Below are 20,840 nucleotides of genomic sequence, written 5' to 3' on the forward strand. Positions count from 1 at the left end.
GGGCCCCTTTGGAAAGGGGCCCTTCTCCCCTCCCCCAATTTCCTCCCAAAAAATTTTCCCACCCGGTGTAACAATTCCACACGGAACGGCACACTCTTCTTGTACAGGGCATCTTTCCCGTGCTCTCTCCGTCCGAAAGGCGCAGGGTTGAACGACAGAAAAGGAACAGGCCATGATCCCGGAGGCGGGAGAAGAAACCCTTCAGGCCGTGCTGAACGGCGACGCGGAAGCATTCCGCTCCATCCTGCGAACCTATGGGCCGCGCGTGGAGCGCCTCGTTTCCGCGCATGTCCTGCCGCACGAGGTGCCCGAAGTGGCACAGGAAACCTTCGTCAGGGCGTACAGGAGCCTGCGCTCCTACCAAGGCCAGGGCTCCTTCGAGCGCTGGCTGGCGACCATTGCCCTGCGCTGCTGCTACGAGCGGCTGCGTGAACGCTACAGGCCCGAAGCGCCATTCAGCTCTCTAGCCCAAGGCGAAGAAGATGAAACGGAAGGCTTGACCGAGCAGGCCTCGTTCCGGCTCTATGAGGAAGAAAACGAACGCCGCGGCTTACGGGAAGAGCTCGAATCGGCCCTGCAGCGGTTGGAGCCCCGCGATCGCATGCTCCTGACGCTCACCTTTCTGGAAGGCTATTCCATTGCGGAGACGGCGGCCATGATGGACATGACGCCGATCAACGTCCGGGTCAGGGTTCACCGCAGCAAGGCAAAGCTGCGCGAAGCGCTCAACCCCCCTTTGGAAAACCTCGGGAGGCAATCATGAACAACCTTTTGCAGTCATTGCGCGGCGTGCTGTCCGCCCTTATCGGCTTTCAATCCCCCGATGACGGATTGCTGGAAGAGGCACGGCGCCGCTGGAACGAAGGGCGTACGGGCCGGGCTTCCCTGCTCGACGAGGCATGGGAGGAGCGCGTGATGTTCGCCGTCCGGCTCAGCCCGATGGACGATCCCGATGTCCCTGACTGGCTGGCGCAGCGCTTCCGGCCCCTTGCGTTGGCGAATGCCGCCATTATCCTCTGCGCGTTGATGCTCTTCTGGCACGCGGGCGATCCCGGCACCGCCCTCGCCGAATACGCGCAGGCGGCCCTTGCCGGATATGAGGTGTTTTTCTGATGCGGACCCGCTTCAAGAGTTTGCTGGCACTCGGCCTGACCTTTGCGGCAGGGTGCCTCATCGGTATCGCCATCGGCAGCAGCAACCCGCGCATGTTCAAGCTGTTCCGGCAGCCTCCGGGCCCCGACCGGGCGGTCGAACATCTGGCGGAAGTGCTGGATCTCACCCCGAAACAGCAGGAACAGGTTCGGGAAATCTTTATCCGCCTCCACCCTGAGTTCCTTCAAGAATCGGAACGGGCAAAAGCTTTCCGCAGGGCATTCATCATCAAGCATTTCAACGAAATGGCCCCGCTGCTCGATGAACGCCAGAAGGCCGTGGCCCAAGAGTTTCTGGAAAAGCAACTGTCGAGGAAAATGCAGCATCCGCCCAAAGAGGGCAAGGCGGACTAGCGCGCCCCTTGTGGGGCAATTCCCCAAAACGCTCACCGCATCGGCTCCGCCGGGCGACAAAACGGGCTTTCCCTTTCGGGAATGCCGTACAGTGGATTTGTATTGATGAAAAAGAAACCGTTCCTCATCGCGGCGCTTGTCATCGCCGCAGCGGTCGCCGCGTGGTATGTGTTCCGTATGGATCAAGGCGACGGGATGGCCTATCTGACGGAACCCGTGACGATCGGAGACATTACTAAAACCGTCAACGCCACCGGCGAAGTCGGCGCAGTCCAGCTCGTCAGCGTGGGCGCACAGGTCGGCGGGCAGATCAAAAGGCTGCATGTCGTCCTTGGGCAGGATGTGAAGAAAGGCGATCTGATTGCCGAAATCGACTCCGTGCCGCAGCTTAACCAGCTTGAGACGGACAAGGCCCGGCTCCAGTCCTACGAATCGCAGCTTGCCGCCAAAAAAGTGGCCCTGAAGATCGCCAAAACGAAGTATGACCGCGAAAGGCAGCTCAAGAAACGCGACGCCGCCTCCAAGGAAAGCCTTGAGGACGCCGAGAACGCCTATGCCCTCGCCAAGGCCGAAGTGACCGAGCTTGAATCGCAGATCCGGCAGACCCAGATCGCCGTGAACACGGACGAGGTCAACCTCGGCTACACCCGCATCACCGCGCCGCTCGACGGAACCATCGTTTCCGTGCCCGTGGACGAAGGCCAGACCGTCAACGCCAACCAGACCACGCCCACCATCGTCCAGATCGCGGATCTGGACAAGATGGAAATCAAAATCGAAATCTCCGAGGGCGACATTACGGCGGTCAAGCCGGGCATGCCCATCACCTACACCATCCTTTCCAACCCTGAAACGGAATACAAGGCCGTCCTGACCTCCATCGACCCCGGCCTGACCACGCTCACGGACGGGAGCTACAAGACCACCTCATCGACGGGCAGCTCCTCTTCCTCGTCCTCCACATCCTCGAACAACGCCGTGTACTATTACGGCAAGGCGCTTATCGACAACAAGCAGGGCCCGCTGCGCATCGGCATGACCACCCAGAACGTGATCACCGTGGCGGACGTCAAGGATGCCCTGCTCGTCCCCGTGATCGCCGTCCAGTCCGGCAACGGCAAAAAATTCGTGCGCGTGCTCGGCCCCGGCGACAAGCCTGAGCGCCGGGAAGTGACCACCGGCATCGCCGACGGCATCCATATCCAGATCCTTTCCGGGCTCAAGGAAGGCGACGCCGTGATCACCGCCCAAGTCACCCAGCAGGAACAGGACGCCCAAGGCCAGCAGCGCCACCGGGGACCGCGGCTATGAACATCATCGAAGCCGAAGGCATCAACAAATTCTTCGGGGCCGGGCAAAACCGCGTCCATGTGCTGAAGGACATGTCCTTTGCCATCGAAGAAGGCGACTTCGTCGCCATCATCGGACAGTCCGGCTCAGGCAAGTCGACGCTCATGAACATCCTGGGCTGCCTCGACACCCAATCCTCCGGCGTCTGCCGCATCGGCGGCGTGGACATCGGCACGCTCGGCAGCGACGAGCTCGCGGAGCTGCGCGGGAGGCGCATCGGATTCATCTTCCAGCGCTACAACCTGCTCTCCACGCTGTCCGCCACGGAAAACGTGGCCCTGCCCGCCGTTTACTCCGGGGTGGACAAAAAGACGCGCCTTGATCGGGCCAAGTCCCTGCTTGCGGATCTGGGCCTGCCGAACAAGCTGGAAAACAAGCCCAATGAGCTTTCCGGCGGCCAACAGCAGCGCGTTTCCATCGCCCGGGCGCTCATGAACGGCGGCAGCATCATCCTTGCCGACGAGCCCACCGGCGCCCTCGACTCCAAAAGCGGCGAGAACGTCATGGACATCCTCACCGAACTGAACCGGCGGGGGCACACCATCATCGTCGTGACCCATGACCACCACATTGCGGGCTTCGCCAGCCGGGTCATCGAAATCAAGGACGGCTCGATCATTTCCGACACCCGGAGCCGGGAACTCGTCCCCGCACCGGAACGCGAACTTCCCCGTTCGCCCCGCGCCTCCCTCATGTTCCGCAAGGATCAGTTCGTCGAGGCGTTCAAAATGTCGGTGCAGGCCATCCTCGCCCACAAGATGCGGTCCGTGCTGACCATGCTCGGCATCATCATCGGCATCGCCTCGGTGGTGTCCGTGGTCGCGCTGGGGCGCGGGTCGCAGGAAAAGATCATCGCCAACATCAGTTCGATGGGCACGAACACCATCAACGTCTATCCCGGACACGGCTTCGGCGACCGGAAATCGGACAAAGTCAAGACGCTCACCGTCGCGGACTCCGACGTCCTCGGCAAGCAGAGCTACATCGACAGCGCCACGCCCAACACCACGGCGACGGGCACGCTCGTCTACCGCAACATCACGGTGAACGCCCAGCTCAGCGGCGTAGGCGAGCAGTATTTCGACGTCAAGGGGCTCAAGCCCGCCGAAGGCCGGTTCTTCAACAAGGACGACGTGCGGGCGAACCATTCCTACGTGGTCATCGACGACAATACCCGGAAAAAGCTGTTCCCGAACGGGGGCGAGCCGGTGGGGCAGGTCATCCTGTTCAACCGCCAGCCGCTGGAGATCATCGCCGTGGCCGAAAAGCAGGATTCCGTATTCGGCCCCACCGACGCCCTCAACCTGTGGGCCCCCTACACTACGGTCATGAACAAGATCACCGGGCAGCGGCACATTTCCTCGGTCATCGTCAAGGTGAAGGACAACGTCATGCCGCTCATGGCGGAAAAGAACCTGACCGCCCTGCTCACGGCCCGCCACGGCAAGACGGACTTCTTCACCGTGAACACGGACAGCATCAAAAAGACCATTGAGAGCACCACCGGGACCATGGCCCTGCTCATTTCGGGCATCGCGCTCATCTCGCTGGTCGTGGGCGGCATCGGGGTCATGAACATCATGCTGGTGTCGGTCACGGAACGCACGCGGGAAATCGGGCTCCGCATGGCCATCGGCGCGAAACAGGGCAACATCATGGAGCAGTTCCTCATCGAGGCCGTGCTTATCTGCGTCATCGGCGGCGTGCTCGGCATCGTGGCGTCCTACCTCATCGGCGTGGTCTTCGATCTGCTCGTCTCCAACTTCACCATGTCCTATTCCGCCGGTTCCATGCTGCTGGCGCTGGCCTGCTCGTCGGCCATCGGCATCGTCTTCGGATTCATGCCCGCGCGGAACGCCTCCCGCCTCAACCCTATCGACGCGCTTTCGAGGGAATGATGAACGCCATACGACTGATCGCCGCCCTGCTCGTCCTTGGGCTCGGCGGCTGCGCCAACTACCCGATGGGCAGCCTGAAAACGGATCTGCTCCCGGCGGAGGACGTCGCCGCCAGCTACAGCCTGAACACCGCATGGTGGAAAGGCTACCACGACGCGGATCTGAACCGGATCGTGGCCTTGGCGCTGGAGCGGAACGTGGATCTTGCCCTGAGCGCCATCAAGGTGAACCGGGCGCTGTATCAGGCACGCCTGCTCTCCGCGGATCTCGTGCCCTCCTTTTCGGCGGACGCTTCCGCCTCCGCATCCCACAACATCGACAACGGCAACGCCGCGCGATCGTACCAGACAGAATTCGGGGTGAGCTACGAGGTCGACCTGTGGCAGAAGCTCCGCAACGCCGCCAACGCGCAGGAATGGGAGTACAAGGCCACGATGGAAGATCGGGAAGCCGCGCGGCTGGCCCTCGTCAACAGCGTGGCGGACACCTATTTCGAGCTGAAATACCTTGACGAATCCATCAAGGTCATGGAAGCCGGCGTCAAGCGCTATCAGGAGCTGCTCCGCCTCATCGAAGCCAAGTACGAATTGGGCAAGGTGGCTTCCGTGGAGCCCCTTCAGGCGCAGCAATCCCTGCTTTCTGCCCGCAACAGCCTGCTTGATCTGCATGATCGGCAGAACGTGGCCCGCCAGACGCTCCGGGATCTGCTCAATATCCGCCCCGGTGAGAACCCGGCCATCGGCAATGCCGACCTGATGTCCTACCCCACGGTCGGGGTCGATCTCGACGTGCCCGTGGCGGCCCTCGCCGCGCGCCCGGACATCCGGGCCTCGGAAGCCCGCCTGCAAAGCGCCTTCAAGACGCTGGAGTCGGATCGCGCAAGCTGGTACCCGGCGATCTCCATCGGCTCGACGCTCGGCACCTCGTCCTCAACCTCAAGCAAGGTCTTTGACCTGCCCCTGCTCGCGGGCACGGTGCGCGTCAGCTTCCCGTTCCTGCAATGGAACACCATCCGCTGGAACATCAAGATTTCCGAAGCGGATTTCGAATCAGCGAAACTGGACTTCACGCAGGCCGTGACGTCGGCGCTCAATGAGGTGGACGCCGCCTATTTCAGTTACGCCAACGCACGGCGCTCGTTGGAAAACACCCTGTCGAAACACCAGAAGGACGTGCGCATCGGGGAATACTACCAGACACGCTACGATCTCGGCGCCGCCGAGCTCAAGGATTATCTGGATGCCCTGAATACGGCGGACAACTCCATGCTTTCGGCGCTGGAAGCGAAATACCGGGTCATCCGGTACGAGAACCAGATCTACAAGGCGATGGGTGGGCGTTACGAACGCATCTTGCCGCCGTCTGACGGAAAGGCTACACAGGGGCACACGTCCACCAATGGAGAAAAGCATGTTCCAAGTCAAAGAAATCAACAAGGCGCCGTTTGAGGACGCCGAACGGGTCTTCGAGACCAGCCACCCCGAACTGCGCTATGCCGTGGCTTCGCAACGGGCCGTGGGCTTTTACGAGTCGCTGAAGGACTATAACGAAAACGCCTCCCTCTGGGTCGCCTGGTTCGAGGGCGGAAAGCCCGCCGATCTCGCGGCATTCATCCAACAGGAGATCGAAAAGGCCGAGGCGTCGGTGGGAGAGTAATCCCCACCCTCTTTGAACAGGCATAAAAATGGGGAAAGGGAAGTTTTTCTGAAAAAAATTCCCCTTCCCCCATTTATAGAGTCGGCTTGCGTCCATCTCTCCCTCTCCAAAAACGTCCGCGCCTGTCGAATCCTCGTTGACGGTTTTCCCCGTAACCAACATGCGCAAACCTAAACACGAACCCGCATATGGGAGCGTCTATGCCTACCCGAAATGAACTGTTCGCGTACGTAAAGGCCACATTCGGCACGGAACCGGACTACCCGTGGCCGCAAGAACCGGAATACGCCGTATTGAGACATGCGGATAACGGGAAATGGTACGGCATCGTGATGAGCGTGCCCCAGTCCAAGCTGGGGCTGCCGGGGAAAGGCAACGCCGAAATCATCAATGTGAAGAGTACCCAAGTGCTGGACATGCTGTTGTACGGCGATCCGGGGATCCTGCCCGCGTACCATATGAACAAGAAGCACTGGATCACAATCCTTCTGGAAAGCGGCTTTGCCGAAAAGGAACTCCGGGCCCTGCTCATGGAAAGCTATCGCCTGACCCAAAGCCGCAGGAAGCGGGTTCCCAGCGGACAGCTTCCCAACCGCACAGCACCGTTGGAAAAATGAGGGGAAAAGGGGAGGAAGAGCCCCTAACGGGCGGAAACGCCTTCATCGCCAAACGCCAATTGCGGGCATTCCGGGCCCGCAGCGGCAGCGTGCTCCCCTTCCAATATTTTTGGCTGTGCCACAGGAAATGGTTGATGCTTTTTTCTTTGAAGTTCCAAAAGAATAACCGGCGAAATGCCCCAGCCATGGATTCCGCCGATGAAAAACTGGAGAAAAAGGCTGTTTTTCACCATTATAGAGATGAAACAAACACAGGCTCTGACAGAGCCATATCAGCCCCTCTCCCGCAAACACTCGCACGGCACGGGAACGGGCTTCCATTTGCCGTCCATCCCCTCAGGCGGAAAGGCTATTTCACTGCCGCTGTAATAAAGCTCGAAGCCATCGTCCACGCCGATCGCCTCAACAATGACATACTGGTCTTCGTCGCTGTCCACAAAGTAGTAATATCCCGGCATCCCCGGAAATTGCCCGGCCCAGCCGTTCGCCTCGGTGAATACGGATTCGTGCGCGCGGGCCACACGGACGGCACGGGCAGCCATCTTGCGGGCAAGCGCCTCCTCATCCATCGGGCCTGCCTGCGCCCGTTCGAGATTAAACAAAAACCCGTTGTCGTTCATGGCATAGGGATTTGCGGATCAGCCGGAAAAAGCCAATGATTTGATGGTGACGGGCACGACGCCGCCTTCGTACAGCGGCTTGCCCATGTCCAGATAGTCCCCGTCGGCCAGCTTCAATTCATCAAGCACCACCAGAGGCCGCCCGTTCAGGCGGGGGCGCAGCTCCATGCCGAGCACCTTGCCCATATCCTCCGCGAGCGCCACCAATGCGGGCTGACCTTCCGGGCGGCGGCTCCAAAAACCAGCGAACGCCTCGACCAACAGACAAACCGTCGCATAGGTCACGGGCATCCCAGCGGGAAGCCCCACGACAAAACGATCCGCATCGTCAAGATCCATACGCCGCATGGCATCCCCGATTGCCGTTTCCACTGCGGCGGGGGTCAACCCGGCGTGCCAGTCCAGCCACGGGGACACCACGGGAAGGTTGCGCATCGGCAACAGGGACTCGTCGGCCCAGACCGTCGCGCCGGAAAGCGAGAGCATCCACGATCCTGCACCGATCACCGTAGCCCTCACCGTCTGGGATGGCGGCAGGAGGGGCAACGCCGTAAAACCGGGGTGGCGCACGATGGCGCGGGCCAGCGACGGCCCCAAATCCCGGAACCGGAACGGATCGGCGTCCGGTTCGGCGCAACAGGCCCCTACCCCACCCGACAGCGTCACCGCATCATAGCGCCACGGCTTCAGAGGCGGCGTCTGGAGCAGCCGATCCGCCAGCGGGGAACGCTCATCAGCCAGAACCTGCCAGATCAACCCGGCCATGCGATCCGCTATAGCGGGAATATCGTCAGGGCCAAGGGTTTCGGGCGCACGGGAACCATACAACCCTTCCAGAACGGGAAGAAGCGGCTTGCGGACGCGGGTGATCCAGCCGTGCCCGTCGGTTTCCGCCAGACGCCCGCCCATGTTGAGGCAAGCCGTATCAACGACCCGGCCGGCACGGAATACCGCATAGTTGGAAGTCCCGCCGCCGATGTCGATGTTCAAGACTGTACCGCGCCGCGCCTCGGAAAGCGCCGCCGCGCCCGCGCCCCGCCCCGCAATGACGGATTCCAGATGCGGGCCCGCCGAGGCCACGACAAAATCTCCGAGGCTGTCCGCCAGACGCATGACCGTACGCCGGGCGTTCACGGTCTTGAGGCTCTCGCCCGTCACAATGACCGCGCCCGTCTCCACCTCTTCCGGGCGCACGCCCGCCTCCGCATACCAGCCCCGGATAAGGGCGTCGAGCGCCGCCTCATCGAGCGTGTCCACGTCCGTGAGCGGCGTGAAGGCCACCGGGCTCTGCCAAACGATCCGGCGATCCGTGATTTCAAAACGGGGAACCTGACAGGCCGCCGCCCGGTTGCGCAGTTCCAGACGGGAAAACACAAGCTGCGACGTGCTCGTCCCAATATCAATGCCGACGCTGAGGATTTGCTTGCCGTCCATTGCCTATCCCCGCGCGGCTCGTATGGCCCTCAAGCCCCCGTCGCCCGCCTTCACCAGCAGCATGAACGCGTAAACCGCGCTGCTCAGCCCGTCCAAAAGCTCCAAAATGTCCGGGCGTTCCAACGTGCCGTCCTGCTTGCGGAAAGCAAACGCAGCCGCCACTTCCGTTTCACGGATGATCGCCCGCAGCCAGTTGAGTAGGGTAAAAACGGAACCTTCCGCCGCATCGGGGCACAAAGGCGCCAGTCCGAGCTCTTCAGGGCGGCAAGCCAACCGCCGCGCAGCTTCCCGTGAAAACGGCCCCATGCTCAATTCGGGTACGGCTTCGTCCAACACTTCGCAGCGCATGGCCCATCCGAGCCACGAGCGCAGATCCGCCAGCAGGCCCTGCAACTCCGGCGCCAGCACGGGCTGCAACTGCGTCTGGACAAGGATGGCGGCGGCAATGGCGGAATCCACCTTGCCCCGGAACCAAATCCGGGGATGATCCTTGGTCACCATTTCCGTGCCGTTCAGATGGGTCTGCGCTTCCGTCTTTTCGACCTTGGCGAAGGGACGCTCCTCGGTCGCCAAGGGATGCACGGCCTTCCCGTCGTCACGGGCGACGCGGCCGTCGCCGGATACGATGAGAATCCGTATCTTCCTGTTGTTCACCAGCTCCTGCGCGGAAGGCGTCAGACGCTCCTCCGGGGAAAGATGCAGCTCCACGCCCTGCCCCAGGCCGCAACGGGCCATCAAATCCTGTTCCGTCAAATACCGCATGTCGTTTCCATGTGTTACAGACGAATCCCGCTCTTTCCCCCAAAGCGGGATACGATCATTGCCTTTTTCCAATCCCCCAGAAACGCCCTGCGCGGCAATCCACTTGCCGCACCCTTCGGATACATTGCCCGCACTTTAGAGCAACTCCACTTTAACATTGTATAATCGTAAAGTGTAAGGCACGCCCGCTCCGGCATTGAACAGCACAAATACAGTGTACTTATGCCTTCACAGCGGCCGCCTGCTTCACGCAGCCGGAAGAGCCTTTTCAACGCGAAAAAGCTCTAAAACCGCCTGCAAGCTCATCCAGCCAGGCCATTTTTTCTCAATAATACGAATGTACTACAAAACCACCTTCCCCACGGACACCAGCCACGCCTACGGCTCAAGGAAACGGCGGAACTCCCGCCGCGCAGCCTCCCCACCAGCCGAAAGTTTTGGGAGGGAAGGGGTGGGGTTTGGGGAGGGGAAGGAAACCCTTTTCCAAAGGCTCTGTTAGAGTTTGTGGTTGTTTCATCTCCACAGTGCGGTGAAAATACAGCCTTTTTCTCCGGTTTTCCCCTTGGCGGGATCCACGGCTAAGGCATTTTGTCAGTTATCCCTTTGGAGCTTCAAGGAAAAAAGCATCAACCATTTTCTATGACACAGCCTTCCCCAAAGGGTTCCCTTCCCCTCCCCAATCTCAAAAATCAAATTCTTTCCAATGGACTGGCGGCAACGCCGAGCACGGCTTCGGTGAACGCCTGACACGCCGCCTGACACGCCGCCTGATCCCCGGCAAGCCAGCCGCCGGAAAAGTTGGTCTCAGACGGCGGCGGGAAATGCTTCACCAGACGGACATCCGCAGCCTTCAGAGCCGCATCCAAACCAAAGGTAGCCTCCAGCGGGGGCGCAATGAGCCATGCCAGCGCCGTGCCGACCGGAATCCCGGCCTGCCCCGCAACATACGTGCCGCAAGAGGAAACCAGATGCGATAAAAAGATCAGTTTCCCTTCCGGATCCGCCGTCAGGAACGAAACGCGGTTCTGGGCGTAATCCACGGCGATGCGCAGCCCCTCTTCGGCATCACCGGGCGTCTCCGCGGCAAGGATCCCTATGAATTCGCCGGAATAAGGCCCGGAGGCATGGGCCGCCCCGCCATAAAAGGAACTGGCGTAGACGACATCCACGGCGGCCTTTTTGGTCGCTTCGTCGATGGCTATGTAACTTACATCATCGCTGTCGGCGGTGAACAGGGCGAGCGCACGGTGGCGCGGCTCAAGCTTGAGGGCCGCAGCCAACCCCGGATCGACCGAAGGGATGATCCGGCTGGCAAGCACTCGGACTGGAACGGGTTGCAACACTTTCATCGGCGTTCTCTTCTCACGTCTTGTGTATCAAAAAGGCTGTGTTATAGAAAATGGTTGATGCTTTTTTCCTTGAAGCTCCAAAGGGATAACCGGCAAAGTGCCTTATCCGTAGCTCCCGCCAAGAGGAAAACTGGAGAAAAAGGCTGTATTTTCAATGTACTGTGGAGATGAAACAACCATAAATACAACAGAGCCATCAAAAAACCTATTTTATCAGCATATCACCGGTTCTTGCGGAATCCGCCGAGGCACGAATCCTCGCCGCAGCTTTCCCATGCAGGCTTCCGGCGTGACATTTAACCGGAAAAACCGAGGTTAAGAGCCCTGTTCAGCGCTATGCCGCTGGCCTTGTGCCGCATCATCTGGCGTACAAGGTCAACGATAACCGCGGCGGCCTCCACAGGCGGCGTGCCTTCGCGGTGGATGTTGGAAATAACCGAGCGATCCGACTCCAGCGTCGCCGCCGTGGGGCGGTACACGGCGTAACAGCTCATGCTTTCCGATTGCCCCAAACCGGGCCGCTCGCCCACGAGCATCAGCACCACGTCGCATCCCACCGCCTCACCAAGCCGATCCTCGGCCTTGACCCGCCCGTAACGCAGGAACAGCGGATCGCCCACCGTGAACCCGGCCTGCCTCAGGCCATTGGTCAGCGGGGGCACGATTTCATCCGCATTGGCAAGCACGGCGTCCGTGCTCAGGCCGTCGGACAGCACGATCAGCACCTGCGGAGCGGGCCGGTAATGCTCCCGCACCGTTTGCAGGGACGCCTCCGAGAGTACGCGCCCCAAATCCGGGCGCGTCAGATAGGTATCCTTGTCTTCCACCAACGTCTGAACCGCCAACATCCCGCGCCGGTGCAGCCATTCCTCCGGGACTTCACGGAAAACCGTTCCCTTGGACCGGGCATGATCCGCAAGGAAACGCAGGTAGGCCGTGGTCGAAGGCCGCGTTCCATACGCGCCGCCCCCAATCCGGGCCCCGGTACTTTGCATGAACTCCTGCAACACTTCGGGATTGTGCGGCTCTTTCACCCCGCAAGGCTTGCGGAAGGCGGGGCCGCCCAGATCCTCCAGCGATGCGTCCGTGTCGGCATCACCGGTTGCCGCCAAAAGTTCCGGCGCTGCCCCCGAACCGCCCGCGGAGCCATCCCCCGCCGGGGTTGCGGGAGCCATTCCGTCATCAGCAGCGGAAGGCGCAGGGGATGCCTGTTTCGTTTTCAGGGCATCCAGCACGGACGCCACCAGCGCGCGAATTTCCTGTTCCTGCATGGCGTTCCCCTAAAAGAAAATGGAGGCATCCCCGGCGCGGGAGGTGAGACAGCCGTTTTCCATGATCCCGTGCCGCTCCAGCCACTGTTCGAACTCCGGCGCGGGCCGCAGGTTGAGCAACTGGCGCACGGTGGCGATGTCATGGAAGGAGTTGGTCTGGTAATTCAACATGATGTCGTCGCCCATCGGCAGGGAGATGATGAAGTTCACGCCCGCGGCCGCCAGCAGGATCATGAGGTTCTCGTTGGAGTTCTGGTCGGTGTCGGCATGGTTCGTATAGCAGCAGTCGCAGCCCATCGGCAGGCCGTGCAGCTTGCCCATGAAATGGTCTTCAAGCCCGGCCCGGATGATCTGCTGATGGTTATACAGATATTCCGGGCCGATGAAACCGACCACCGTATTGACCATGAACGGCCGGTAGCGGCGGGCCAGCCCGTAACAGCGGGCCTCCATCGTCACCTGATCACAGCCGTAGTGCGCGTCCGCCGACAGCGCGGAGCCCTGCCCCGTCTCGAAATACATGACGTTGGGGCCGGTGGCCTGACAGTAATGCTGCGCGAGATCATACGCCTCATCAAGCAGGCCGGTGGTCACGCCGAATTCGCGCAGCCCCTTTTCGCTGCCCGCGATGCTCTGGAAGATCATGCCCGCGTTGGCACCCTGCCGGATGGCTTCCATCTGCGTGGTGACGTGGGCCAGCACGCAGTTCTGGGTGGGGATCCGGTGGCGTTCGATGATCTCCCACAGGGCATTGAGCATGGCCTTGGTGTTCTCCACCGTATCCGTCACCGGATTGATGCCGATGACCGCATCCCCCGCGCCGTAAGACAGCCCCTCATACACCTGCGCCACGATGGACGGGATCTCATCCCGCGTGTCGTTGGGCTGAAGCCGTGAGGAGAAATGCCCCGGCAGCCCTACGGTATTGTTGGAACGCACGACCACGGGCATTTTCTTCGCCGCGAAAATGAGATCGGCGTTGGACATGATCTTGGATACGGCGGCGGCCATTTCCGAGGTGAGCCCCTTGCGGACGCGCTCAATGTCGGCGGAAGAGGTACGCCCGTCCAGCAGAAATTCCCGGAATTCCCCGACCGACCAGTTTTTGATGCTCTCGTAGACCGGCGTGTGCACGGCATCCTGAATGATGCGCGTCACGGCGTCGTCTTCATAAGGGACTACGGGATGTTCACGCAGGTCGCCAAGCGTCAGCTCGCTGAGCACCTGCTTGGCGGCGACGCGTTCCCGCATGAAGGAGGCGGCGACGCCCGCCAGCACATCGCCGGAGCGCAGCTCCCCCGCCTTGTTCAGCACGTCCCGAACCGAATCGAAGCGGTAGGTTTCGCCAAAAAGAGTCGTTTTCAGTTTCACGGTGCCCCTCAGACAGACAATCTCTCATACGAAAAAAGAAGCCTAGCCGCAGGAGGAATCGGCGTCAAGGCTACGGCATGTCAAACATTCCGCCTGACCGGATTCCATACCGTTTTTTCCTTTTCAGGACACGAAACCGTCACAAATTCGGGGTAGAAGATGCTTCATGGGCTTAAGCCCGCATGTTTCGCGCTGCGGCAAAAGGACGCCCCAGCCGTATCCGCGCAAGGATGCCGCATCCCATTTTCCCGGATCGGAAACGCCCTTTCCGGGAAAAAGAAAGTATGCCCGTGAGGGATTGACAACTCGCCGGGTTCGCAGTAGTTTTCAGCCACGTATTCTTTTTCACATTAAACAATGCCTTTTTGAAGGATCAAACCATGTCCAACGCTTCTTCCCTTTCCTTTACCGCTTATCGCTGGTGGTGGCGCGTCATCGACGTGAGGGGGGGAGTGCGGCCTGTGTAAGGCCCGATCCGGCATTGCTGTATCCGTTCATACAGGCGCCATCCTCCCAAGGATGGCGCCTTTTTTTGTACCCCAACCCCAAAAGGATCACCGACATGACAGCTTCCAAAACGCCCGCCGCCCCCGACGTCACCCTGCGCCAGAGCGCGCGGTGGCTCCCGGCGGATATGGACACCCCCATCAGCCTCTTCCTCGGTATGTGCCACGAACATCACGGCATTCTGCTGGAAAGCGCGGAGGTCGACGGGCGGTGGGGACGCTACAGCATTCTGGCCTGCGACTTCCTGCTTCAGGCCGCCTGCCGGGACGGGCTGCTGGCACTCGACACCAGCGACGACCGCCTGCGCCCCTTTGCTGCGCTCAACGGGATGCCCTTCACGGAAGGCCTGCGCGCGCTCATGCGCGGCCTGCACCTCGAAAGGCCCGAAGGCATCACGCTGCCGCCCATCACCCGCGCCCTGTACGGCTATTTCGGCTACGGCATGGCGAGCTTCTTCAACAAGAAGCTGGAAAACTGCCTGCCCCAAAAGGACGCCGACGCCAGCCTTGTCCTGCCGGGAACCGTGCTCGTGTTCGACCACCTGTACAACCGGCTGTGCCAGCTCAGCCTTGGCGAACACAGGGACGTGAACGGCGCACGGACGCGGGAATGCGGCGCGGCCCTGCCCTTCATCGGCGAAGATGCCGTGACCGCCACGCCGGGACGGGAAGGCTACATGGATGCCGTGAACAAAATCAAACAGATGCTTCGTCAGGGCGAGGCCATTCAGGTCGTTCCCTCCTGCCGGTTCAGCACGCCGTTCGAGGGGGACGCCTTCACCCTGTACCGCCGGATGCGCCGCTGCAACGCCTCGCCTTATATGTTTTTCATGGATCTGCCGGGCATCACCCTGTTCGGTTCTTCCCCCGAAGTCATGATCCGGTGCGACGAAGGCAAGCTCCAGCTCTCCCCCATCGCCGGAACCCGCAAACGCGGGGCCGACGATCTCGAAGACGCCCGCCTCGCCGCCGAGCTGCAGGAAGATCCCAAGGAACGCGCCGAGCACGTCATGCTGGTGGATCTGGGCCGCAACGACCTCGGGCGCATCGCCCGCCCCGGCACGGTCAGCGTGGAGCGGCTCATGGAAGTGGAACGCTTCTCCCACGTCATGCACCTGACCTCGCGGATCACGGCCCGGCTCCAGCCGGATCTCGACGCGCTGGACGTGCTGGCGGCGACCTTCCCGGCGGGCACGGTCAGCGGCGCACCCAAAGTCCGGGCCATGGAAATCATCGCGGAAACGGAACAGCTTCCGCGCGGCCCCTACGCGGGCTGCATCGGCTGGCTTGGGCTCGACGACGACAACGTCAGCCTCGATACCGGCATCACCATCCGCAGCATGTGGGTAAAGGACGGCAAACTCCATTGGCAGGCGGGCGGCGGCATCGTCTTCGACTCCGACCCCGCCGCCGAATGGAATGAAGTCTGCAACAAGTCAGCCATCATGCGTACCGTGCTCAACACCACCGGAGAAGACCATGTTCCTGCTCATCGATAACTACGACTCGTTCACCTACAACCTCGTGCAGGCTTTCTACGCGCTTGGGCAAGATCCCGTGGTCGTCAAGAACGACGATCCCCGGCTGCTCGAACTGGCGCAGGACCCTTCCCTGAACATGGTGTGCCTCTCCCCCGGCCCCGGCCATCCCAAGGACGCCGGATACTGCATGGAAGTCCTCCGCATCCTCGATCCCAAAATCCCGGTGCTCGGCGTCTGCCTCGGCCATCAGGCCCTCGGCCTTGCCGCCGGAGCCGAAGTCGTGGTCGGGCCCTGCATCATGCACGGCAAGGCGTCCGAAATCGTGCATGACGGCTCAGGGCTTTTCTCCGGCATCCCGAACCCCATGCGCGTGGGGCGCTACCATTCGCTGGTCGTCCGTTCCGACGTGGACGAGGCGCACGCCAAATTCACGGTCACGGCGCACGGCCCCGAAGGTGAAATCATGGCCCTGCGCTATAAGGATCGCCCGTGGGTGGGCGTCCAGTTCCACCCGGAATCGATCCTGACACCGGACGGGCTGCGCCTGCTCGGCAATTTCCCCAAGGCGATCCTGCCCGCGGGCAATGACGCCAACGCCATCAACGCCATTCTGGATACCCTCGCCAACGGGCAGGATCTGACCGCCGACATGGCTTCCGCCGGATTCTCGGCGCTCATGGACGGCACCATGACCCCCTCCCAGGCGGGCAGCTTCCTCATGGGCCTGCGCATGAAGGGCGAAAGCCCGCTCGAAATGGCCCACGCCACCCGCGCAGCGCTGGCCCGGGCCGTGCGCGTGGACGGCATCGAAGGCTCCTATATTGAAGTCGTGGGCACCGGAGGCGACGGGCGCTCGTCCTTCAACTGCTCCACCGGCACGGCGCTCACGCTGGCGGGCATGGGCTATCAGGTGGTCAAGCACGGCAACCGCGCCGTATCCTCCAAATGCGGCAGCGCCGACGCGCTGGAAGGGCTCGGCGTCAATCTGGACGTCAACCCGGCCGAAGTGGGCAAAATCCTGCATGACCGGAACTTCGTGTTCCTGTTCGCGCAGAGGTTCCATCCCTGCTTCCGCAACATCGCGCCCATCCGCAACGAGCTCGGCATCCGCACCCTGTTCAACCTGCTCGGCCCCCTGATCAACCCGTCCCGCCCCACGCACATCCTGCTGGGCGTGGCCCGGCCCAACCTCGTGAAGCTCATGGCCGAAACGCTGGCCCAGTCTTCCGTACACCGGGCCGCCGTGGTTTGCGGGGCGGGCGGCTATGACGAAATAACCCCCATCGGCCCGAACGAAATGATCATCCTCGACAACGGCGAGCTTGAGCCGCTCACCCTCGATCCGGCGGACTACGGCATCCCCGCGTGCACGCCCAAAGACCTCGCCGTGTCCAGCCGTGACGAAGCCGTCGCCGTCCTCCGCGAACTCCTCGCCGGGCGCGGCCCCGAAGCCATGCGCAACATGCTCGCCCTCAACGTCGGCATGAGCATCTATCTGCTGGAAGGCAAACTCCCGCTGGCGACCTGCATAGTGAAAGCCCGCGAAGCCCTCGCTTCCGGCGTGGGCGGGAGGGTGCTCCATGCTGCTTGAGAAATTCAAAACGGCGAAGCAGCCTGAAATACAGGCGCTCCGCCAGCTCGAATACATCAATATGCTGCCGCTTCCGCTTCGGATCGAGCGTCCGTCCTTTCTGGACGCCCTGCGCGCGCCAAACGGAAACCGGCCCCACGTCATCGCGGAGTTCAAGCGGGCGTCCCCTTCGCGGGGGGACATCCTGATGGATTTCCCGCCGGAAGAGGCGGCCAAACAGTACGCCGAAGCCGGGGCTTCCTGCCTCTCCGTGCTGACCGAGGAAACCTATTTCAAGGGCACAATCGGGTATCTCAAGCGCATGTCCGCGCCCGGACTGCCCCTGCTGCGGAAGGACTTCATCTTTGATCCATTGCAGGTGGCGGCTACGGCGGCGACCCCGGCCTCGGCCCTGCTGCTCATCGTCCGCCTGACGCCCGACGCGGCCCTGCTGCGCTCCCTGCGCGAGCAGGCGGAAGCGCACGGCATCGACGCCATGGTTGAGATCTTCGATGAGGCCGATCTCGCCCTTGCCCGCGAGTCCGGGGCACGGATCATTCAGGTGAACGCCCGGGATCTGGATACGCTGCAAGTGGATCGTTCCGCCTGCCTCCGTCTTGCGGAACGGTTCCATCAGGCCGGGGACAACGAAGCATGGATTGCGGCGAGCGGCATCTCCGTTTCGGATCATCTCCGTCAGGCCGCCGGCGTCGGCTATCAGGCCGTGCTTGTCGGGACCAGCCTCATGGACGGCGGCGCGCCCGGCGCGGCGTTGAAGGGGCTGTTGGAGAGATAAGGCTGGGGGAAGGGAGGAGAAACTTTTCTGGAGAAAAGCTTTCTCCTCCCTTCCCCCAGACCCCCATCCCTCCTCTTCCAAAGACTTTTGCGCTTATCGAATCCCTGTTTGAGGGAGTGCGGATTATCTGGGCTTTCAAGAGGGGGTGGCGGGCAGGAGCGGGGGGATTGGGTCCTTCCGTCCCGTTTTCACCAATATTTTCCAGTGGAGCCACAGTGAACGACTTGATCATCAAAATCTGCGGGATGCGCGAACAGGCGGATCTGGACTGCGCCGCCGCGCTCGGAGTGAACCTCTGCGGGTTCATCTTCGCCCCGCAAAGCCCCCGCGCAGTGACGCCGGAACAGGCCGCCGCGCTGGACAGCGGGAATATGCTCCGTGTGGGCGTGTTCGTGACCGACGACATGCGTTTCATCGAGGAAACCGCCCGCGCCGCCCGTCTGGATCGCATCCAACTGCATGGGGATCAGTCGATGGCCTGCGCGAATCGCCTGAGCCGCACGTTTGGGGCCGAACGTCTCATCAGGGTACTGTGGCCAGAGCGTTATCCCGATCTGGCGGCACTGGAGAAAACCATGAACCGGCACGCGGCAACAGCCGGAATGTTCCTGCTTGACGCGGGGATGTCCGGGGGCGGCAGCGGGAAACGGATCGGCCCCGGACGGCTGCGCGGCCTGAACGCACCCCTCCCTTGGCTGCTGGCCGGAGGGCTCACGCCTGAAAACGTCAATGAAACCGTCGCGGCCTGTGCCCCTGACGGGGTGGATTTCAATTCCGGTCTCGAATCCGAACCCGGACGCAAGGACCCTTCACGTATGCGGGCCGCACTAGCGGCTCTGAGAGGATAGTCATGAAAAAAGGTTATTTTGGAGAATTCGGCGGGTGTTTCGTTCCCGAACTGCTCATGCCTCCGCTTCAGGAACTGGAACAGGCCATGCGGGACATCATGCCTTCCCCCACCTTCAAGGAGGAGCTGGATGACCTGCTCCGCAACTTCGCGGGACGGGAAACGCCCCTGACCTACTGCCCCACCCTGTCCAAACGGCTCGGCTTCTCCTTGTGGCTGAAACGCGAAGATCTGCTGCACACCGGCGCGCACAAGGTCAACAACACGCTCGGTCAGGCGCTGCTCGCCAAGCACATGGGCAAAACGGCGCTGGTCGCGGAAACCGGCGCGGGCCAGCACGGCGTGGCGACGGCCGCTGCCGCCGCCCGTCTGGGGCTTGAGTGCATCGTTTTCATGGGTGCCGAGGATGTGGAGCGCCAGTCCTCCAACGTGCGGCGCATGAAGCTGCTCGGCGCTGAAGTCCGGCCCGTCCGGAGCGGCACCCGGACGCTCAAGGACGCCATCAACGAGGCGCTACGTTACTGGATCGCCGCGCAGGAAACCACGCACTACTGTTTCGGTACGGCGGCGGGCCCGCACCCCTTCCCCACGCTGGTTCGGGATCTTCAAAGCGTCATCGGGCGCGAAACCCGTGCCCAGATGCTGGAGAAAACCGGGCGGCTTCCCGATGCGGTCGTTGCGGCCGTGGGCGGCGGCTCCAATGCCATCGGCATGTTCCATCCGTTCGTGGGTGACGCATCCGTACGCATCATCGGCGTTGAGGCGGCCGGCACCGGAGAGCCGGGATGCTACAATTCCGCGCCGATCAACCTCGGCACGCCCGGCGTCCTGCACGGGCAGATGACCATGCTCCTCCAGACCAAGGACGGGCAGATCGAGCCTTCGCATTCCGTTTCCGCCGGGCTCGACTATCCCGGCGTCGGCCCGGAGCACGCCTATTTGAACGCCATCGGGCGCGTCCACTACGGGCTCGCCAACGACGCCGAGGCGCTTGACGCCTTCCAGACCCTCTGCCGCACCGAAGGCATCCTTCCCGCGCTGGAATCCTCGCACGCGCTGGCATGGGTACTCCAGCACCACGAAGAACTCCCCGCAAGGGGGCATGTCGTCGTCAACCTCTCCGGGCGCGGCGACAAGGACATGGACATCGTAGAACAGCATCTGAACTTTGAATAAAGGAAAAGCGTTAGATTATGTCGTCAATCATATATAATCTATTGAAATTATTGAATTATTTATCAAGTTGCAAAATATTGTTTTCAATAATTTCAAACAGTTATATGTCAAACGACGACACGGCCCAGAAAAGAACGTAGAAAGTGTTCCAAAGACTTTTGCGTTCCCATTCAATTCTTGTTCACGGCTGTGCCATAGGAAATGGTTGATGCTTTCTTGATGTTCCAAAGGAATAACCGATAAAATGCCCCAACTGTGGAGTCCGCCAATGGAACGGCTTGAGAAAAAGGCTGCATTTTCACCATACCGTGGAGATAAAACAACCGTATCCTATGCAGGAACCTGTTCACTGCCCTTCTTAACATGCTACAACAAGTTAAAAACAGATAACTAAGAAATAAGCTGTGTCATGCATCTTCACAGCACGGTGAAAATACAGCCTTTTCTCCAGTTTTCCCCTTGGCGGGCTTCATGGCTGAGGCATTTTATCGGTTATTCCCTTGGGACTTCAAGGAAAAAGGCATCAACCATTTTCTATGGCACAGCCAAAAATAAAACATCCAAAATACCTACCCTCCCCCCAAACCAAGGGGGCCCGGGGGGAATTATTCCCCCCGGACAGGGGGTCAAG

20 protein-coding genes are annotated in these 20,840 nt (G+C 61.3%); 13 read left to right on the plus strand and 7 right to left on the minus strand.

Features of this window, described 5'->3' with window-relative positions:
- The first annotated feature begins 172 nt into the window (after window positions 1–172).
- The 8 genes from ACZM8Y_RS11785 to ACZM8Y_RS11820 all read left to right on the plus strand — a co-directional run bounded on the left by ACZM8Y_RS11785 (window position 173) and on the right by ACZM8Y_RS11820 (window position 7,026).
- Window positions 173–763, plus strand: coding sequence for an RNA polymerase sigma factor (locus tag ACZM8Y_RS11785; protein WP_479858440.1), 591 nt, complete (start codon window positions 173–175; stop codon window positions 761–763).
- Window positions 760–1,113 (plus strand): 5'-nucleotidase, encoded by a 354-nt coding sequence (locus tag ACZM8Y_RS11790; protein ID WP_302553436.1) that lies wholly within the window; start codon window positions 760–762, stop codon window positions 1,111–1,113. The genes ACZM8Y_RS11785 and ACZM8Y_RS11790 overlap by 4 nt, the downstream gene beginning before the upstream one ends.
- A complete protein-coding gene (locus ACZM8Y_RS11795) occupies window positions 1,113–1,505 on the plus strand; it encodes a type 2 periplasmic-binding domain-containing protein (RefSeq protein ID WP_302553437.1) in 393 nt (130 codons plus the stop codon). The genes ACZM8Y_RS11790 and ACZM8Y_RS11795 overlap by 1 nt, the downstream gene beginning before the upstream one ends.
- Before the next feature lie 105 nt (window positions 1,506–1,610).
- The gene (locus ACZM8Y_RS11800) at window positions 1,611–2,816 is read left to right on the plus strand and encodes an efflux RND transporter periplasmic adaptor subunit (RefSeq protein ID WP_302553438.1); all 1,206 of its coding nucleotides are present in this window, start codon (window positions 1,611–1,613) and stop codon (window positions 2,814–2,816) included.
- Entirely contained in the window at window positions 2,813–4,753 is a 1,941-nt protein-coding gene (locus tag ACZM8Y_RS11805) for a MacB family efflux pump subunit (RefSeq protein WP_302553439.1), read from the plus strand. The genes ACZM8Y_RS11800 and ACZM8Y_RS11805 overlap by 4 nt, the downstream gene beginning before the upstream one ends.
- Window positions 4,750–6,201 carry a TolC family protein gene (locus ACZM8Y_RS11810; RefSeq protein WP_489501758.1) on the plus strand — a complete coding sequence of 484 codons (1,452 nt, stop codon included), beginning with the start codon at window positions 4,750–4,752 and terminating at the stop codon, window positions 6,199–6,201. Before ACZM8Y_RS11805 ends, ACZM8Y_RS11810 begins: the two co-directional genes overlap by 4 nt.
- On the plus strand, window positions 6,164–6,409 hold the full coding sequence (locus ACZM8Y_RS11815) for a hypothetical protein (protein WP_308771179.1): 246 nt from the start codon (window positions 6,164–6,166) through the stop codon (window positions 6,407–6,409). The genes ACZM8Y_RS11810 and ACZM8Y_RS11815 overlap by 38 nt, the downstream gene beginning before the upstream one ends.
- 200 nt (window positions 6,410–6,609) lie before the next feature.
- Window positions 6,610–7,026, plus strand: a complete 417-nt coding sequence (locus ACZM8Y_RS11820; protein WP_302553443.1) for an MmcQ/YjbR family DNA-binding protein — start codon at window positions 6,610–6,612, stop codon at window positions 7,024–7,026.
- Window positions 7,027–7,049: 23 nt separating this feature from the next.
- On the opposite strand, the gene ACZM8Y_RS11825 is transcribed toward ACZM8Y_RS11820, so the two are convergent.
- The 7 genes from ACZM8Y_RS11825 to ACZM8Y_RS11855 all read right to left on the minus strand — a co-directional run bounded on the left by ACZM8Y_RS11825 (window position 7,050) and on the right by ACZM8Y_RS11855 (window position 13,833).
- Window positions 7,050–7,259 carry a hypothetical protein gene (locus tag ACZM8Y_RS11825; protein WP_482334472.1) on the minus strand — a complete coding sequence of 70 codons (210 nt, stop codon included), beginning with the start codon at window positions 7,257–7,259 and terminating at the stop codon, window positions 7,050–7,052.
- Between the two features lie 39 nt (window positions 7,260–7,298).
- Window positions 7,299–7,646, minus strand: coding sequence for a hypothetical protein (locus ACZM8Y_RS11830; protein ID WP_479858442.1), 348 nt, complete (start codon window positions 7,644–7,646; stop codon window positions 7,299–7,301).
- An 18-nt stretch (window positions 7,647–7,664) separates the two neighbouring features.
- Window positions 7,665–9,080 carry an ethanolamine ammonia-lyase reactivating factor EutA gene (locus ACZM8Y_RS11835; protein ID WP_479858443.1) on the minus strand — a complete coding sequence of 472 codons (1,416 nt, stop codon included), beginning with the start codon at window positions 9,078–9,080 and terminating at the stop codon, window positions 7,665–7,667.
- Between the two features lie 3 nt (window positions 9,081–9,083).
- Window positions 9,084–9,842 carry a hypothetical protein gene (locus tag ACZM8Y_RS11840; RefSeq protein ID WP_308771182.1) on the minus strand — a complete coding sequence of 253 codons (759 nt, stop codon included), beginning with the start codon at window positions 9,840–9,842 and terminating at the stop codon, window positions 9,084–9,086.
- Between the two features lie 689 nt (window positions 9,843–10,531).
- Window positions 10,532–11,191, minus strand: coding sequence for an ethanolamine utilization microcompartment protein EutL (eutL, locus tag ACZM8Y_RS11845; RefSeq protein WP_308772068.1), 660 nt, complete (start codon window positions 11,189–11,191; stop codon window positions 10,532–10,534).
- Between the two features lie 296 nt (window positions 11,192–11,487).
- A complete protein-coding gene (gene eutC / locus ACZM8Y_RS11850; RefSeq protein ID WP_482334900.1) occupies window positions 11,488–12,462 on the minus strand; it encodes an ethanolamine ammonia-lyase subunit EutC in 975 nt (324 codons plus the stop codon).
- 9 nt (window positions 12,463–12,471) lie between these two features.
- On the minus strand, window positions 12,472–13,833 hold the full coding sequence (locus ACZM8Y_RS11855; protein WP_487479970.1) for an ethanolamine ammonia-lyase subunit EutB: 1,362 nt from the start codon (window positions 13,831–13,833) through the stop codon (window positions 12,472–12,474).
- A 562-nt stretch (window positions 13,834–14,395) separates the two neighbouring features.
- Here ACZM8Y_RS11855 and ACZM8Y_RS11860 point away from each other — a divergent pair.
- The 5 genes from ACZM8Y_RS11860 (at window position 14,396) to trpB (ending at window position 20,209) form a co-directional block, all read left to right on the plus strand.
- Complete coding sequence (locus ACZM8Y_RS11860; RefSeq protein ID WP_487479969.1) at window positions 14,396–15,838, plus strand: anthranilate synthase component I family protein; 1,443 nt, start codon at window positions 14,396–14,398, stop codon at window positions 15,836–15,838.
- Entirely contained in the window at window positions 15,819–17,411 is a 1,593-nt protein-coding gene (trpD, locus tag ACZM8Y_RS11865; protein WP_487479968.1) for an anthranilate phosphoribosyltransferase, read from the plus strand. The genes ACZM8Y_RS11860 and trpD overlap by 20 nt, the downstream gene beginning before the upstream one ends.
- Window positions 17,401–18,186: an indole-3-glycerol-phosphate synthase gene (locus ACZM8Y_RS11870; RefSeq protein WP_487479967.1), complete on the plus strand. Its 786-nt coding sequence runs from the start codon at window positions 17,401–17,403 to the stop codon at window positions 18,184–18,186. Before trpD ends, ACZM8Y_RS11870 begins: the two co-directional genes overlap by 11 nt.
- A 215-nt stretch (window positions 18,187–18,401) precedes the next feature.
- Window positions 18,402–19,034 carry a phosphoribosylanthranilate isomerase gene (locus ACZM8Y_RS11875; protein WP_482333627.1) on the plus strand — a complete coding sequence of 211 codons (633 nt, stop codon included), beginning with the start codon at window positions 18,402–18,404 and terminating at the stop codon, window positions 19,032–19,034.
- 2 nt (window positions 19,035–19,036) lie between these two features.
- On the plus strand, window positions 19,037–20,209 hold the full coding sequence (gene trpB, locus ACZM8Y_RS11880) for a tryptophan synthase subunit beta (protein WP_482333625.1): 1,173 nt from the start codon (window positions 19,037–19,039) through the stop codon (window positions 20,207–20,209).
- Window positions 20,210–20,840 lie beyond the last annotated feature (631 nt).

This window comes from Bilophila sp., from assembly GCF_057864385.1.

Coding starts and splice junctions, on each gene's coding strand:
- trpD (WP_487479968.1), top strand. CDS start 15,819: ATGTTCCTGCTCATCGATAACTACGACTCGTTCACCTACAACCTCGTG.
- ACZM8Y_RS11870 (WP_487479967.1), top strand. CDS start 17,401: ATGCTGCTTGAGAAATTCAAAACGGCGAAGCAGCCTGAAATACAGGCG.
- ACZM8Y_RS11835 (WP_479858443.1), bottom strand. CDS start 9,080: ATGGACGGCAAGCAAATCCTCAGCGTCGGCATTGATATTGGGACGAGC.
- ACZM8Y_RS11785 (WP_479858440.1), top strand. CDS start 173: ATGATCCCGGAGGCGGGAGAAGAAACCCTTCAGGCCGTGCTGAACGGC.
- ACZM8Y_RS11790 (WP_302553436.1), top strand. CDS start 760: ATGAACAACCTTTTGCAGTCATTGCGCGGCGTGCTGTCCGCCCTTATC.
- eutL (WP_308772068.1), bottom strand. CDS start 11,191: ATGAAAGTGTTGCAACCCGTTCCAGTCCGAGTGCTTGCCAGCCGGATC.
- ACZM8Y_RS11830 (WP_479858442.1), bottom strand. CDS start 7,646: ATGAACGACAACGGGTTTTTGTTTAATCTCGAACGGGCGCAGGCAGGC.
- ACZM8Y_RS11800 (WP_302553438.1), top strand. CDS start 1,611: ATGAAAAAGAAACCGTTCCTCATCGCGGCGCTTGTCATCGCCGCAGCG.
- ACZM8Y_RS11815 (WP_308771179.1), top strand. CDS start 6,164: ATGTTCCAAGTCAAAGAAATCAACAAGGCGCCGTTTGAGGACGCCGAA.
- ACZM8Y_RS11825 (WP_482334472.1), bottom strand. CDS start 7,259: ATGGTGAAAAACAGCCTTTTTCTCCAGTTTTTCATCGGCGGAATCCAT.
- trpB (WP_482333625.1), top strand. CDS start 19,037: ATGAAAAAAGGTTATTTTGGAGAATTCGGCGGGTGTTTCGTTCCCGAA.
- ACZM8Y_RS11805 (WP_302553439.1), top strand. CDS start 2,813: ATGAACATCATCGAAGCCGAAGGCATCAACAAATTCTTCGGGGCCGGG.
- ACZM8Y_RS11860 (WP_487479969.1), top strand. CDS start 14,396: ATGACAGCTTCCAAAACGCCCGCCGCCCCCGACGTCACCCTGCGCCAG.
- eutC (WP_482334900.1), bottom strand. CDS start 12,462: ATGCAGGAACAGGAAATTCGCGCGCTGGTGGCGTCCGTGCTGGATGCC.
- ACZM8Y_RS11810 (WP_489501758.1), top strand. CDS start 4,750: ATGATGAACGCCATACGACTGATCGCCGCCCTGCTCGTCCTTGGGCTC.
- ACZM8Y_RS11840 (WP_308771182.1), bottom strand. CDS start 9,842: ATGCGGTATTTGACGGAACAGGATTTGATGGCCCGTTGCGGCCTGGGG.
- ACZM8Y_RS11820 (WP_302553443.1), top strand. CDS start 6,610: ATGCCTACCCGAAATGAACTGTTCGCGTACGTAAAGGCCACATTCGGC.
- ACZM8Y_RS11795 (WP_302553437.1), top strand. CDS start 1,113: ATGCGGACCCGCTTCAAGAGTTTGCTGGCACTCGGCCTGACCTTTGCG.